Below are 14219 nucleotides of genomic sequence, written 5' to 3'. Positions count from 1 at the left end.
TCAGAGAGAATGACATAAGAAATAATTAAAATTCAAAAGTTAGAAAAACTAGCTAACTTTTGAATTTTACTATAATAAATAGAAGCATATATGAATCGGAGTGTAATAATGAAAAAGAAAAGATTCAAGCGTGATGATTTTGAAGATGATATGACCGATGAATTTTATTTTATCGCTGGCTACACAGATGGCGGTGCAACATTTGGACTTCGCTGGGAAGAAATTATCCCGAAAGAGTTGAAGTTTAGACAAGCTATCAAAAAAGATTCTAAAGAAGTGGTAGAGCTAATTCATCTTGCGATTGGAGATATTGCAGAGCGGTTAACAGGTCAAACAAAGGTGGAAAATATTCGTAAGACCCTCTCAAACTTTTTTCGAGAAGAAAACAATCGTGTTAGTTATCAAAATGTATGGATTGCGGAAGTTTTTGATGAGGTCACGGGAATTATCTTGACATATTCTGGAGCAGCTGCCTCACAATTGGACAAACCTCTACTTGAACGTTTAAGAAGAAAAACAAGGGATCAGAACATTTTCTTTGACCAAGAGGCGGATGTTGGCGATTTATATATTGATACGGTTTCTGTCTCACCGAAGTTTCAAGGCTATGGAATTGGGACAAAATTGCTGTGGAAGGCTGAAGAATTAGCACTACAGAAGGGATATGAACGAATATCTCTCAACGTCGCTAAGAATAATCGATATGCAAAAAAATTATACAATCGTATAGGTTATCAAGAAGATAAAGAGATACAGATTAATGGTCATACTTATGATTATATGGTGAAAAGATTGAAAGTTCATGCTAGTGGGGAATAAAATAAAAGCTCAGTTGTCAGTAAACCCTTGTCTAGAGTATCTCATTTCTGTTGAATTTCAAGAAAACCATGCTATAATACAACTTATTCTAAAACTACATAAAGTTCACTCATATAATAGCAAGGATATGGCTTGCGAGTTTCTACCGGTTCACCGTAAATGAACTGACTATGAGAAGCAATGAATAGGAATAGATTCATAGTCTGTAACCTATTCTTTTTCGACATATACATCGAAGAACTTGCTCCTCATAGATGAAGGAGTTTTGGTTCTTCGATTTTTTTATTTTACGGACATAGGGGGAAAACAAGATGAAAAAGAGCGAATTGGCACACCTAATTGATGTAGCTGCAGGGCGAAAACCAGCAGATTTAGTTTTGAAAAATGGGAAGATCGTGGATGTCTATCAAGGAACGATTTTGACTGGAGATGTGGCGATTGTAGCAGGGAAAATCGCTGGGATTGGGGAGATATATGAGGGGAATGAGGTTGTTGATATAAAGGGGAAGTATATCGCACCAGGTTTTATTGACCCGCATATTCATGTCGAATCTTCTTATGTGACTCCGGAAGAATTTGGTCGTTTGCTTGTCCCTCATGGAACGACGACGGTCATGGCCGACCCACATGAAATCGTCAATGTTGCAGGGCTTAAAGGGTTGGAATATATGACAGAAGCGGCAAAACATACGGCGTTAGACATTCAATACATGCTCCCTTCCTGTGTGCCGGCAACGAATATGGAGAATGCAGGAGCGGTATTAACGGCTTCGGATATGGTGGCACCACTAGAGGAAAGACTGGCTGAGGGACTAGCTGAATTTATGGATTTCCCTGGTGTGATTGGGGCCGAGGACAGTGTCTTAGACAAGCTTCTTGTAGCAAAAAATCTAAAGAAACGAATCGATGGACACAGTCCGATGGTAAGTGGAAAAGAGCTTAACGCCTACATTGCGGCAGGAGTGGAGAACGACCATGAATGTTCGACTATTGAAGAGATGCAAGCCCGTATTTCACGTGGGATGTATGTCTTTCTAAGAGAAGGATCTGTTACTCAGAATTTACGCACATTGCTAAAAGGGGTTACGCCTCAAAACGCTCGCCGCTGCGTGTTATGTGGGGATGATGTTCAAGCAAAAACGATTTTAGAAAAAGGGCATTTAGACAATGCCATACGTATTTGTGTTGAAGAAGAGGTGGACCCGATCCAAGCGATTCAAATGGCTACCCTTAATACAGCACAATGCTGTCAACTTGATGATCGAGGAGCTGTTGCCCCTGGATTAAAAGCCGATTTGGTTATTTTCAGTGATCTGGAAAAGCTGGTTGTAGAACAAACCTATATTGATGGTAAGCTTGTCGCTAAAGAAGGAAAGTATATTTTCCCGATTACAAGAGCAGATATTTCTGCTGTTCAATCTAGTGTCCATATCGGCGATTTTACAAAAGAGAAGCTTCGACTTAAATTAGAAACCAATAAAGCAAGGGCGATTGAAGTGATTCAAACGGAAGCATTGACTAACGAAGCGATCATTGATGTGGAACGCGATAAGCTAGGAGAATTTGTGTTCAATCCGGAGAAGAGAATTTCAAAAATTGCCGTTATTGAGCGACATAAGAACACGGGGAATGTATTCGTTGGTTTATTGAAGGACTATGGAATTAAAACAGGTGCCATTGGGATATCTATTGCCCATGATTCCCATAACTTGATTGTGACGGGAACGAATGATGAAGACATGGCAGTGGCCGTAGAGAGTCTGAAAAAACAAGACGGTGGGGTGGTCTTAGTCAACAACGGTGAAGTTATTTGTAGCATGGCCTTACCGGTAGGTGGACTGATGAGTAATCTCTCTGGAGAAGAAGTCGTTGAACAACAAAGCAACGTCAATAAAGTGGCTCGTGAAGTATTGGGAATTGCAGAGAATGTCGATCCAATCATGACTTTAGGTTTCATGTCCTTAGCTGTGATTCCAAAGTTAAAAATCACCGATTTAGGACTTGTTGACGTGACAAAATTCGAATTTGTCCCAGTATCAGTGAACCTTTAAAAACAGAGGGACGGTTCTAAAAACAGAGGGACGGTTCTGGTGTTTCATGGTGAAACACCAGAACCGTCCCCGCGTTTTCCAGAACCGTCCCCGCGTTTTTCCAAAAAATAAAGTTCACCTATATTTCATAAAAGTTAGATTTTTAAAGTAGTTCTATCATTATTTTTGTAATAGAATGAAGCTTGTGGAGGGTTATTTTTCATAAAATATGGTAACTTTTTCGTGAAGTTATCAAAGGAGAGGATCATGATGAAAAAGATTATTAACGACCCTGATTTAGTAGTACAAGATATGCTGAAAGGTTTAGTGGCGGCATATCCAAGTAGCTTCAAACTGGTTCCAAATACTACCGTAATTGTACGGAAAGATGCCCCAGTAACTGGAAAAGTTGGATTAGTTAGTGGTGGAGGTAGTGGACATGAGCCTGCGCATGTCGGTTATGTAGGTGAAGGGATGTTAGATGCGGCTGTTTGTGGTGAGGTGTTTACTTCCCCAACTCCTGACCAAATTTTTGAAGCCATTAAAGCAGTAGATGGCGGTGCAGGTGTATTTTTAGTTATTAAAAACTACACTGGAGATGTCATGAACTTTGAGATGGCAGCAGAATTAGCACAAGCAGAAGGAATTGAAGTGGAGCACGTTATCGTGAATGATGATGTTGCGGTAGAGGATAGTTCCTTTACTACTGGACGTCGTGGAATTGCAGGTACTATTTTTGTTCATAAAATGGCAGGTGCAAAAGCACAGGCTGGCGGGTCATTACAAGACGTAAAGACAGTTGCGGAAAAAGTGGTAGCAAATGTTCGTTCAATGGGAATGGCATTGAGTCCATGTACGGTTCCTGCTGCTGGAAAACCAAGCTTTGAACTTGCCGAAAATGAAATGGAAGTAGGAATGGGAATTCACGGAGAACCAGGAACAGAACGAAAAGTAATTGCGACTGCAGATGAAATAGCTACAGAGTTAACGCAAAAAGTGTTAGATGATATGAATCTATCTATTGGTGATGAAGTAGCGGTTATGATAAATGGACTTGGTTCTACACCAGAAATGGAACTATATATCGTGAACGGAAAAGTAAACGAAATCTTAAAGGAAAAGGGTATCCAAATTTATCAAACCTTTGTTGGTGAATATATGACTAGTTTAGAAATGGCTGGATGCTCTGTAACCCTCTTAAAACTTGATGAGGAATTAAAAGAACTGCTTGATGCAGAGTCCAAATCCCCAGCTTTTTAGCATCTAATGAACAGGAGGAATAGGCAATGAAATTAGCTGTTCAACAAGTCTTAAATTGGCTGGAAAAAACAAATGAAAAGATTCAAAGGAATAAAGAGTACTTAACTTCACTAGATCAAGCAATTGGCGATGGAGATCACGGGATTAATATGTCCCGTGGTTTTCAAGAAGTAATGAGCAAAACAAGCGCTACATCTTACAATTCTGTATCGGATTTATTAAAAGATGTGGCGATGACGCTTTTATCTAAAGTAGGCGGAGCCTCAGGACCACTGTATGGTACAGCCTTTTTAAAAATGTCTATGGCTGTAAAAGGGAAGGAGCCAATTGATAAGCAAGCTTTAGAAGATGCCCTTGAAGAGGCACTTAACGGTATTCTTCAAAGAGGAAAAGCTCAATTAGGTGATAAAACCCTTGTAGACGTATGGACCCCAGTTGTAAATTTTTTAAAGGAACATACTGGTATAGAAGGTCATCAATTAGAGGAAGTAGCCAAAAATGCGATGGAGTCTACTAAAGAAGTAATGGCGAAAAAGGGACGTGCAGCTTACTTAAAAGAACGTTCAATCGGCCATCTTGATCCAGGTTCCGTATCCTCTTACTATTTATTCGCTTCTTTAGCAGAAGTGTTACAGGAAGGGGAATAATGATATGTCAAATGTCGGTATTGTTCTTATTTCCCATAGCTCAAAAGTGGTAGCAGGTATACAGGAAATTATTCAACAGGTCGTTCATAATGTTCCACTTGAAATCGCTGGTGGAACAGACGATGATGAGATCGGTACAAGTGTCGAAAAGATTAACCATGCGATCACGCAAACTTATAGTGAAAAAGGTGTCCTCTTATTCTATGATTTGGGCAGTGCGCGGATGAATGCGGAGCTTGCGATAGAACTTTGCGGTTATGAAAATGTTAAAGTCGCTAAAGCACCATTAGTAGAAGGGGCATACGTTGCAGCGGTTGAATCTAGTATTGGCAAATCGTTAGCAGAAATTGAACAATCTTTACAAAAGCTTACGAAAGAATAGAAAAACAGCGGGACGGTTCTACTGTTTCAAAATTAAAAGGAATGAGTGTAACGGTGATTGAGTTCAACAAAGTAAATCTTGCCCAAATTATTAATTCAAACCATGAGTTTAATCGTTTATCAGAGCATGTGGAATTGACTGATGGAGAAACTATCAAAAAAAACATGGTTCTTTCCTGAAAAAGAGAATGTTTCTTTTTTACATTTGTAACTGCTAAAACAAGATTTGGAAACATATAGCGGTTTCCAAATCTTGTTTCATGTATCTCGGTGAAACATTAGAACCGTCCCTGCATTTCTTCCAAAAATGGAAATAGCTCTTTCAGTACGGCTTCGGGCTGTTCCTCGGGTACGTAATGACCACAGTTGGCAATTGCTTTTCCGCTTATGGTTGTTGCCACTTCTTTCCAGTAATCAAGAACGGGTAGGTTAGCTAAATTACCGTTTTCTCCCCATAATAACAGGCAAGGCTGTGTCAGTTTTCGTTGAACTTGACGCTCAGCCCGATACTTTGGTAAATCGACTTCATAAGTGGCGCGATAATCATGAAGCGTAGCTTGATAACCGCCAGGCTCCTTCCAGACTCGGAGGTATTCCTGCCAAACTCCTTCTCTCTTCAATTTCTCGAGCAGTTCAGGGCTGCGGTTAAATAAAAACTGAAGATAAACATCTTCGCGCCCTTCAATTAACGCTTCAGGCAAGTTAGGTACTAGTTGGAATGTCCAGTGCCAATATTTTTTTGCAGCGTCGGAAACAGAAAGCTGATCATAAATCAATTCCATCGGAAGAATATCTATAAGGCTAAGTGCAGCGACTGTATCAGAATAATCTAGGGCAAATCGTCTTGCCACCCGTGCGCCGCGGTCATGGCCAATGAGTGCGATTTTTTGAATCCCCATTGAAGTAAGCAATTCGTAAACGTCACGCGCCATCGTTCCTTTATCATAGCCGCTGATTCCCGCAGGTTTCTCCGAATCGCCATAGCCCCTTAAGTCAACAGCAATGACATGATAGCGTTTTATTAATTCAGGTAGGAGATAACGCCACATCAGCCAGCTTTGCGGGAAGCCATGTAAAAGGACGACGGTTTGATGATGCTCATTTCCTGCTTCCACATAATGAATCCGAATACCGTTTACTGTTGCATATTGCTTAGTAAGTCCTGCTTGTTGAAGATTTTGCCACTCATTCATTTTCTAATCACCTTTCAAATTAATAGTTTGCTTAGTACAGTCTAACTCTTTTAATATATAATTAAAAATGATTATATTTGAATAATTTAATCACTTATTTTGATGATTGTTGTGAAGGAGAGTCAAAGATGGATTTTAAGGATCTGCTTATTTTCAAAACGCTCGCTGCTGAACAAAACATCACAAAAACAGCGGAACGGCTAAACTATGTCCAATCGAATGTGACGGCAAGAATGAAAAAGCTGGAGACGGAGCTAAACACCCAGCTATTTTATCGTCACCCACGCGGCATCAGTTTGACGGGAAAGGGAAAATTATTATTAAAACAAGCCGAGGAAATTTTGTTGCTTGTCAATGAAACAAAAAAAGCGATCCAGGACTCAGAGCAACCTCATGGCTCACTTACTCTAGGCACAAATGAAACAGCCGCTGCGACACTATTGCCAAAGTTGTTGGTGAATTATAATGAGAAATTTCCGAATGTCGAGCTATCATTGCGCGTCGCGTTAACTACTCAGCTCGTTCAAGATGTGCTTGCACATAAGCTTGACGGAGCTTTTGTCATTGGACCGATTGCAGACAACCGGCTGGAAGTCATTCCAATATTTCAAGGGGAGCTCGTGATTATTTCAAATGCAAAGCAAGACATTGAGCTCAGTGCTAAAAATATATTGACACGTCTTCATTGTCCGTATAAAACAAGACTCGACCACTGGCTTGAGAGAAAGCAAATTTCTCCAGGCAACCAGTTGGAGCTCAGTACCTTGGAAGCGATTTTGCATTGCATCGAGGCAGGTCTCGGGATGGCGATTCTCCCCAAAGCCCTTGCTAGCCAGCAAATCAAAGCAGGAACGCTCACGGTTCATACACTTCCTCCTGACGAGCAAACAGTCGATTTCAGTTTTATCCACCGAAAAGACATTTATCTTGACCAAGCTTACCTTGCTTTTTTACGTTTGGTAAAACAGTAAAACAGAAATACAGAAAAACACAGAAAAACAGAGGGACGGTTCCGGTGTTTCACGGTAAAACACGAGAACCGTCCCTACGTTTTCCCCGTTTTCGATTTACACATGACGAAGCTGTGTTAATGCTTGGCTAATGTGCTCGGCGAAATGCTGGCATTGTTGGAGGTCCGCTTCGCTTGTTGGCGCAAGCTCCATTTTTAAGCTTTTTGTGAGAAGATGACCGTTTTTTTCGTTAATTCTTGCTTCTAGAAGATCGACTGCAGCGCAAAACACCTCATGAGAAGAATCCCCAGAACCAAAGATTGCAAAAGATTTAGAGGATAGATCGAGATCGGCAATTTCTTCGAACAATCTTTGGCATGCTTTCGGTAGTTCTCCTTTTCCCCATGTGTAGCTCCCTAAAATAATCGTATCAAATCGTTTTATATTTTCTAAAGTACAATCAGCCATTGCTTTTTTAATCACTTGAATTTGATTTTCTCTTAATGCCATTTCAAGGCAGTCAGCAATCTTCTTTGTATTTCCTGATAAACTATGAAAAAGTAGCAAAATAGTTGGCATTTTCGGTCTCCTTCTTTTATAATAATTGATAATCATTATCAGTTAGAAGTTTAACATCAGAACAGAGATTGTCAATTCTTTTTTTAAAAGCTTGATTAGGAGATTGAAAAAAATTGTAAAAGTAGTGAAAATATAATTGACAATGAAAATCATTATCATCTATATTTATGTATGAGGTAAGATTTTCCTAGAACATATTTAGCGAAGGGGGATGCATACATGAGCAATAAGGATAGTGAAGTGCTAGAAAAGGTCCATGAAATCTATTACAATTTACTCAATCATGACGGCTACGGTGAGTTTAAATTGGAAATGAAACTTTTAAAGAAAGGGCAAAAAGAAGTGATTATACATTGTGGAAAGCAATACCGATTTGTGCTTGATTGGCAGAGTGAGCATCGAATATGAGAAGGCGATTCTGTGGGTGAATCCTTCTAAAACATTTGACATGTTTTGGGAGGATTTTTTATTTGTTAAAAATTTCGTGAAATGTGTTATTCGTTGCAAAGATGGTTTGGAAAGGAGGAATCGTTTGTACATACCTATGCTTAAAAAACATCTATTCACAGTGCTTATATTGTCTGCCCTCATCCCATTACTTGCAAGTTGTGGTGCCACAAATAAAGAGGTGGGTGTGAAGGCAGAAGAACACACAGGAACGATGGTGGTGGACCATGCAAACCGGGAAGTTCGGTTTACGGAGCCGCCCCAAAGAATTGTTTCTCTTGTCTCTGGAGATATGGAAATCGTTCATGCCTTAGGGGGTGATGTAGTCGCACGACCAAATGTTGACGAAAAGACGATCTCAGAGGAGCTTGGAAAACTACCAGAAATCGGCAATACTCATGATGTCAATTTTGAAAAAATGCTTAGTTTAAAACCTGATTTAGTGATCGGCCATTCAGGATTGAATGCAAAAGATGTGAGTACGATCGAATCTTTTGGCATTGAAACGATCCTGACGAATAGTAAAAGCTATGACGTGATTTTAGAGACGATCAACATGTATGGCGTGATCCTAAATAAAGAGAGGGAGGCCGAAGCACTCATTCAATCATTGGAACAGAAGAAAACTCAAATTCTCGCAAATCCACTTCCGAATGAAGTGAATGCCTTAATCATTTATGGGACGACAGATACATTTATGGTCGCTTTACCATCTTCGCTCACTGGTAGTTTGCTAGAAATGGCTGGCGGTACAAACATTGCTCAGCAATTTCCGAGCATTGATGGCTATCCAGACTATGCACAGATGCCATTAGAACGGATTATTAAAGCAAATCCAGATGTGATTTATTTTATTACCCATGGTGAAATTGACGCTGTGAAAGAACGGTTCGCCGCCGAATTAAAAGCAAATGCAGCTTGGGAAAATGTCAATGCGATTAAGGATGATCAATTGGTTTTTTTACCGCCTGCATTATTTAGTTCAAACCCAGGTCCTCGAATTGGGGAGGCTCTTGAGTTTATCAAAAATAGTCTAGTTGAAGTGAGTAGTTAGAAGGCGGTGATGTTTGTGGGTGAGCCGAAATTAGACAAGATTGATGTGAAAACGCCACAAAAAGACCCGAGATGGATAAAACGAGTGGCGGTGCTTATTGTGCTCATCCTCCTTGCTTTTTTTAGTGTTTTGTATGGGCTAATCGAAGGATCGCTTAAGATTCCCATTTCACAAGTGTGGGAAGCACTCATTCATGATAGCGATACAACAGAAAGGCAGATTATCTGGGATATCCGATTGCCTCGCGTGCTCATTGGATTATTGGTTGGAGCTTGTTTATCAATAGCAGGTGCTTTGTTACAAGGCGTGATGAAAAATCCTTTGGCTGATCCAGGTGTTATCGGGGTTTCAGCAGGAGCTGGTTTGGTTGCGGTAGTGATGATGATTCTTTTTCCACGTTTCATTCACCTCCTGCCCATTGGAGCTTTTGTCGGAGCGTTTGCTGCAACGGTCATTATTTACTTAGTTGCTTGGGAACGAGGACTCTCTCCAGTTCGCATGATTCTAGCCGGAGTCGCCATTAATTCGTTATTAGGTGCAATCATGAGCTTTATTATGCTGCTTTACAGTGATCAAGTGCAATCCGTTCTCCCATGGCTAGTTGGAGGATTGAGCGGAAGAAGCTGGCAGCATTTTCAGATCATCTGGCCGTACGCGATGATCGGAATCATCCTCTCTGTCTTTGCCATCAAGCACGCAAATACATTGATGTTGGGAGATGATGTTGCTAAATTACTTGGAAATAAAGTGGAAAGAAGCCGGCTCTTTCTCATCCTGCTATCGACTTTTTTAGCTGGCGCAGCGGTTAGTGTCGCAGGACTCATTACGTTTGTCGGGCTAGTAGTACCGCATATGGTGAGAATGCTGATCGGCAATGATTATAAGTATTTATTACCGATTTCGGCTATCGGTGGTGCCTTTCTCGTCGTGCTTGCAGACACGATATCGAGAAGTTGGTTTGATCCACTTGAACTTCCTGTAGGAATTTTACTAGCCATGCTCGGAGCTCCATTCTTTTTATACCTTTTGAAAGGAGGGCTGAAAGGGTGGAAAGTATCTTAAAAGCAGAGCATCTTAATTTTCGCTATACAGAAATGGAGTGCATTACCGATTTGTCACTGTCGTTTGGGCAGGGGGAAATGGTTAGTATTATTGGCCCGAATGGCTCTGGAAAGTCGACAGCATTGCGCATTCTTTCAAGACTGCTAAAACCTAATAAGGGGACTGTCTTTCTTGAAGGAGAGAACATCCACTCGTTAAAAGATAAAGTGGTTGCGCAGAAATTAACGATGCTGCCTCAAATCCATGATCATCATCTTGATATGACCGTGAGGGACCTGATCAAGAATGGGAGAAGACCCTATCTAAAATGGTTTGAGGATTATAACAAGGAGCAAGACCGGTACATTGATTGGGCATTGGAGGTGACCAATCTCGTTTCCTTGCAAAACCGTTCTCTCCAAACATTATCAGGTGGGGAAAGACAGCGAGCTTGGATTGCGATGGCGATTGCCCAAACACCTAATACGCTGTTATTGGATGAGCCTACGAGTTATCTCGACATCTCTCATCAATTGGAGGTGATGGAGCTATTAAAAGAATTAAATAAAGATCTCGGGATAACGATTATCATGGTGCTCCATGATTTAAATCAAGCGGCCAAATATAGTGATCGAATTATCGCGATGAAAAATGGAAAGGTGGTGAAGCAAGGAAAGCCGATCGATGTCTATGATGCTGCGTTTTTTCGTGAAGTCTTTTCCATTGAAGCAAAAATTCATGTGGATGAAAATATACCGATGTGTGCGCCAAGTGGATTAGTTCAAAAAACAAATAGAGAATGGAGTGTTCAGAAATGATCGTAATTACCAACACCATTAAAGTTAAAAAGGGCTATGGGGAAGAATTAGCCAAAAGCTTTGACCATTTAAAAGATATTAATAATGTACCAGGTTTGATTGAATTAAACTTTTTGCAAACAAGATTAACAGAGGATGATGTTGAGGAAGTCGTTGTATGGTCAAAATGGGAATCGCAAAAGGCGCATAATCAATGGGCGACGAGTGATCTATTTAAAATTGCTCATGCTGGGATTCGTTCTGAATCTATTATTGAATCTAAATTAGCCTTTTATTCTGTTCTTGTTGAAGGCTATTCAGATGCTGTAAAGAAAAAAGTAGAACTTTCATAACTACATTTCTGAAAAAGGAAGATGATTTTTATCTATTCGATTCAGAATATTGAGAAAGGATTAGATAGAAATGATGAAAAAGTGTTTCAGTAGTATCGTTTTATTTTCCATTTTGATATTTTTCTTCGTGCCGGCTGGATTTGCAGCTAGTCCGTATGCAGATGGAGAATATTCGGTTCCATATACGGTCTTAAAAGCAGACTCGGACTCCGCTTCAATGGCCAATGACTACTTTTTAAAGCCAGTGAAGTTGCTTGTTCAGAATGGGGAAATGAAGATTCAAATGAGTGTCAAAAATAGTAGCTGGATTCAAAGTGTACAAATTGGCGGAGTGACGCCAACCGTGATTAGTGAGGATCCCGCGAATGATAAAAGAATAATGGAGTTTAAAGTGGCGGATTTATCACAGCCTCTCCAATCAAACATGCATATCAAGATTGATGATATGAATTATGACAATCACTATACAGTTCGCTTTGCTTTTGATGCTAGTAATGTGACAGCGGCCACTGATTCTAAGACCAATGAAACAAAGGGACAAACGGGTTCAGCGAATCAGACAGATAATTCATCAACGGATCAAAATAAGTCAAAAACGGTAGCAAACCCAAAAACGAATGACAGCACGAATGTATTCATGTTGGCTATCATTCTAGTGATGTCAACTGCCTTTCTCGTTTTAAAAAGAAGAAAAACGAATGTCTAAAATGAATCGCACTATGGAGGTAAGAAGATAAAATGAGGATAAAAAGGAATAAACTTGTTACTGTTTTCGCAGCTATTTTAATGATTGTCGCTACTTTTCTTCCAAGCTTTGCGTCCGCAGCAGAAAATATGGATCTAGCAAATGGAGAATACACAATTGATTTTATTGTTTATAAAGATGGTACAAAGTCGGCTTCGGTCATGGATGGTTACACAAACAAACCAGCAAAGGTATTTGTCGAAGATGGACAATTGAAGATGCAAGTTACCTTCAATAATGCCGATATGATCCAAGCTTTCCAAATTCAACAAGATGGAAGCTATGTTGATGCAACTGTTATAAACGAGGATGAAGATAATAAGTTGCGAACCGTAGAGTTTGCTGTGCCAGATTTAACAACGCTCTTACAAGCAAAAACACATGTTGTAGTACCGATGATTCCAGGCTATGACAATTGGTATGATGTGGATATTGAGTTCTTTCCAGACACCTTAACAGCGGTAAATGTTGAGAATCCGAATGATGATGAAGGCGCAAATGACGGCTCAGAACCAGGGGAAAATGATGGAACAGAATCGGATGAAGATGGAACAAATCCAGATCAAGGTGATGATGGAACTGAAACAGAGGATCCAGATGGTTCGACTCCAGAAGAAGAAAAAGTCTATACAGTCGACTATTCTGCGATTCGCGCCGATAACGAGAATCCTTCCTCGATGGACAATCGTTTTGTAAAACCAGCAACGATAAAAGAAAAGGCTGGAAAGTATTATTTAAGTATCGCTTTAACAGAGTCAGGCAAAGAATATGTCACGGGCTTAGAGCTGCAAAAGGAAGATGAAACATGGGTGAGTGCCAATAGTGAATATGAAATCATAGATTTTGAGCTTACTAGCTTAGAGGAACCGATTAATGCCCAGGTTTCCATGGAAGTGCCGATGCCAAATGGCGATGTGTATAAAAATACCCAACCTTTCCGAATTGTTTTAGCAAGCAATAGTGATGCTGATCCAGATGAAAATGACGGAACAACCCCAGAAGAAGAACAGGATGACGAAGGTCAGCCTGAAACTGAGATAGAAAAATATACGATTGACTTTACGATTTTTAAAGACGGAACAGACAGTATATCTGTTATGGATGGTTATACTGAAAAGCCGGCACTCCTTTCAATCGAGGATGGTAAAAATATGATGTATTTAACGTTAAAGAATAGTAGTTGGATTAAAGCCTTTCAAACAGAGGGCGCGGGAGAAATGAAGGACGCAGAAGTCGTTAGTGAAGATCAGGAGGCAGACACGCGCACGGTGAAATTTGAAGTTGAAGACCTTTCGGCAAAAATCAATGCTTTCACAAAGGTTACGATTCCAGAGATTAACTATGATAACGACTATACTGTACAAATTCAATTTGACCCAGATTCGAAAAAGCCTATAGGAGATAAAGATCCGTCAGATGATGATGATCAACCAGATGATGGAAACCAACCTGGGGACAATAATCAAGGAGACAATCATAATCCACCAGGGAACAATCAGCAGTCTGGAAACAACAACCAATCTCCTAATGATGACGATGATCGTTTAAAATATCCAACACTCCCAACCAATAAAGTTCAATCAACAGCTGGACCAAACCCGAAGACAGGTGATACGACAAATTGGATCTTGTCTATCCTCCTACTTGTTATGTCTGGAACGTATATTTGGTTCAGGTTTAGAAGAATACGAGTTTCAGAATAGACTTAAGGGATTCATGTCATCTTTGATCTTTAGCTAGCGCTGCTTTCATAATGATTGTGGTTTTTTCGTAAATGTCCACAGGCCGACATTTACCCCTCAAATGAGGTTTTAGAACACACATTATTTTTGCGCGGCACTTTTCGCTACTTGATACTAATTTAACGAGTAATAATAGGGCTTTATTCTCCTATCTATGACTAAATAGCAACAATGGTTGCGA

The 14219-nt window shown here is 40.1% G+C and carries 15 protein-coding genes and 1 riboswitch; of the genes, 13 read left to right on the top strand and 2 right to left on the bottom strand.

Features of this window, described 5'->3' with window-relative positions; genetic code table 11:
- Positions 1-108 precede the first annotated feature (108 nt).
- The 5 genes from AA0X71_RS18880 to dhaM all read left to right on the top strand — a co-directional run bounded on the left by AA0X71_RS18880 (position 109) and on the right by dhaM (position 5138).
- A complete protein-coding gene (locus AA0X71_RS18880; RefSeq protein WP_413356843.1) occupies positions 109-819 on the top strand; it encodes a GNAT family N-acetyltransferase in 711 nt (236 codons plus the stop codon).
- Between the two features lie 89 nt (positions 820-908).
- Positions 909-1010, top strand: a riboswitch (purine riboswitch).
- 120 nt (positions 1011-1130) lie between these two features.
- A complete protein-coding gene (gene ade, locus AA0X71_RS18875) occupies positions 1131-2870 on the top strand; it encodes an adenine deaminase (protein WP_413356842.1) in 1740 nt (579 codons plus the stop codon).
- 249 nt (positions 2871-3119) lie between these two features.
- Positions 3120-4109 (top strand): dihydroxyacetone kinase subunit DhaK, encoded by a 990-nt coding sequence (gene dhaK / locus AA0X71_RS18870; protein WP_413356841.1) that lies wholly within the window; start codon positions 3120-3122, stop codon positions 4107-4109.
- A gap of 26 nt (positions 4110-4135) precedes the next feature.
- Positions 4136-4756, top strand: a complete 621-nt coding sequence (gene dhaL / locus AA0X71_RS18865) for a dihydroxyacetone kinase subunit DhaL (RefSeq protein ID WP_413356840.1) — start codon at positions 4136-4138, stop codon at positions 4754-4756.
- Positions 4757-4760: 4 nt separating this feature from the next.
- Positions 4761-5138, top strand: coding sequence for a dihydroxyacetone kinase phosphoryl donor subunit DhaM (gene dhaM / locus AA0X71_RS18860; protein WP_413356839.1), 378 nt, complete (start codon positions 4761-4763; stop codon positions 5136-5138).
- A 277-nt stretch (positions 5139-5415) separates the two neighbouring features.
- Here the strand turns inward: dhaM and AA0X71_RS18855 are convergent, their stop codons facing one another.
- Positions 5416-6330, bottom strand: coding sequence for an alpha/beta fold hydrolase (locus AA0X71_RS18855; protein ID WP_413356838.1), 915 nt, complete (start codon positions 6328-6330; stop codon positions 5416-5418).
- A gap of 128 nt (positions 6331-6458) precedes the next feature.
- Between AA0X71_RS18855 and AA0X71_RS18850 the strand changes: the two genes are divergently transcribed.
- Entirely contained in the window at positions 6459-7301 is an 843-nt protein-coding gene (locus tag AA0X71_RS18850; protein WP_413356837.1) for a LysR family transcriptional regulator, read from the top strand.
- 96 nt (positions 7302-7397) lie between these two features.
- Here AA0X71_RS18850 and AA0X71_RS18845 read toward each other — a convergent pair whose 3' ends face one another.
- Entirely contained in the window at positions 7398-7859 is a 462-nt protein-coding gene (locus AA0X71_RS18845) for a flavodoxin domain-containing protein (RefSeq protein ID WP_413356836.1), read from the bottom strand.
- Positions 7860-8078: 219 nt separating this feature from the next.
- Here AA0X71_RS18845 and AA0X71_RS18840 point away from each other — a divergent pair, with 219 nt between their 5' ends.
- The 7 genes from AA0X71_RS18840 to AA0X71_RS18810 all read left to right on the top strand — a co-directional run bounded on the left by AA0X71_RS18840 (position 8079) and on the right by AA0X71_RS18810 (position 13999).
- Positions 8079-8267 (top strand): hypothetical protein, encoded by a 189-nt coding sequence (locus AA0X71_RS18840; protein WP_413356835.1) that lies wholly within the window; start codon positions 8079-8081, stop codon positions 8265-8267.
- A 124-nt stretch (positions 8268-8391) separates the two neighbouring features.
- Entirely contained in the window at positions 8392-9360 is a 969-nt protein-coding gene (locus AA0X71_RS18835) for an ABC transporter substrate-binding protein (RefSeq protein ID WP_413356834.1), read from the top strand.
- 9 nt (positions 9361-9369) lie between these two features.
- Positions 9370-10422, top strand: a complete 1053-nt coding sequence (locus AA0X71_RS18830; protein WP_413356833.1) for a FecCD family ABC transporter permease — start codon at positions 9370-9372, stop codon at positions 10420-10422.
- On the top strand, positions 10416-11219 hold the full coding sequence (locus AA0X71_RS18825) for an ABC transporter ATP-binding protein (protein ID WP_413362681.1): 804 nt from the start codon (positions 10416-10418) through the stop codon (positions 11217-11219). The genes AA0X71_RS18830 and AA0X71_RS18825 overlap by 7 nt, the downstream gene beginning before the upstream one ends.
- Complete coding sequence (locus AA0X71_RS18820) at positions 11216-11551, top strand: antibiotic biosynthesis monooxygenase family protein (RefSeq protein ID WP_413356832.1); 336 nt, start codon at positions 11216-11218, stop codon at positions 11549-11551. Before AA0X71_RS18825 ends, AA0X71_RS18820 begins: the two co-directional genes overlap by 4 nt.
- Before the next feature lie 70 nt (positions 11552-11621).
- Entirely contained in the window at positions 11622-12257 is a 636-nt protein-coding gene (gene isdC, locus AA0X71_RS18815; RefSeq protein WP_413356831.1) for a heme uptake protein IsdC, read from the top strand.
- Positions 12258-12289: 32 nt separating this feature from the next.
- Entirely contained in the window at positions 12290-13999 is a 1710-nt protein-coding gene (locus AA0X71_RS18810) for an NEAT domain-containing protein (protein ID WP_413356830.1), read from the top strand.
- The last annotated feature ends 220 nt before the right edge of the window (positions 14000-14219 follow it).

The organism is Robertmurraya phoenicis (assembly GCF_047302285.1).
In the GTDB taxonomy this organism is placed as follows: Bacteria; Bacillota; Bacilli; order Bacillales; family Cytobacillaceae; genus Robertmurraya.
The sequence above is the reverse complement of the archived record's forward strand: the minus strand, read 5'-3'. Positions and strand labels throughout refer to the sequence as shown.

Excerpts from the sequence above, each read along its gene's own strand:
- AA0X71_RS18880 (WP_413356843.1), top strand. The coding sequence starts at position 109 with ATGAAAAAGAAAAGATTCAAGCGTGATGATTTTGAAGATGATATGACC.
- ade (WP_413356842.1), top strand. The coding sequence starts at position 1,131 with ATGAAAAAGAGCGAATTGGCACACCTAATTGATGTAGCTGCAGGGCGA.
- dhaK (WP_413356841.1), top strand. The coding sequence starts at position 3,120 with ATGAAAAAGATTATTAACGACCCTGATTTAGTAGTACAAGATATGCTG.
- dhaL (WP_413356840.1), top strand. The coding sequence starts at position 4,136 with ATGAAATTAGCTGTTCAACAAGTCTTAAATTGGCTGGAAAAAACAAAT.
- dhaM (WP_413356839.1), top strand. The coding sequence starts at position 4,761 with ATGTCAAATGTCGGTATTGTTCTTATTTCCCATAGCTCAAAAGTGGTA.
- AA0X71_RS18855 (WP_413356838.1), bottom strand. The coding sequence starts at position 6,330 with ATGAATGAGTGGCAAAATCTTCAACAAGCAGGACTTACTAAGCAATAT.
- AA0X71_RS18850 (WP_413356837.1), top strand. The coding sequence starts at position 6,459 with ATGGATTTTAAGGATCTGCTTATTTTCAAAACGCTCGCTGCTGAACAA.
- AA0X71_RS18845 (WP_413356836.1), bottom strand. The coding sequence starts at position 7,859 with ATGCCAACTATTTTGCTACTTTTTCATAGTTTATCAGGAAATACAAAG.
- AA0X71_RS18840 (WP_413356835.1), top strand. The coding sequence starts at position 8,079 with ATGAGCAATAAGGATAGTGAAGTGCTAGAAAAGGTCCATGAAATCTAT.
- AA0X71_RS18830 (WP_413356833.1), top strand. The coding sequence starts at position 9,370 with ATGTTTGTGGGTGAGCCGAAATTAGACAAGATTGATGTGAAAACGCCA.
- AA0X71_RS18820 (WP_413356832.1), top strand. The coding sequence starts at position 11,216 with ATGATCGTAATTACCAACACCATTAAAGTTAAAAAGGGCTATGGGGAA.
- isdC (WP_413356831.1), top strand. The coding sequence starts at position 11,622 with ATGATGAAAAAGTGTTTCAGTAGTATCGTTTTATTTTCCATTTTGATA.
- AA0X71_RS18810 (WP_413356830.1), top strand. The coding sequence starts at position 12,290 with ATGAGGATAAAAAGGAATAAACTTGTTACTGTTTTCGCAGCTATTTTA.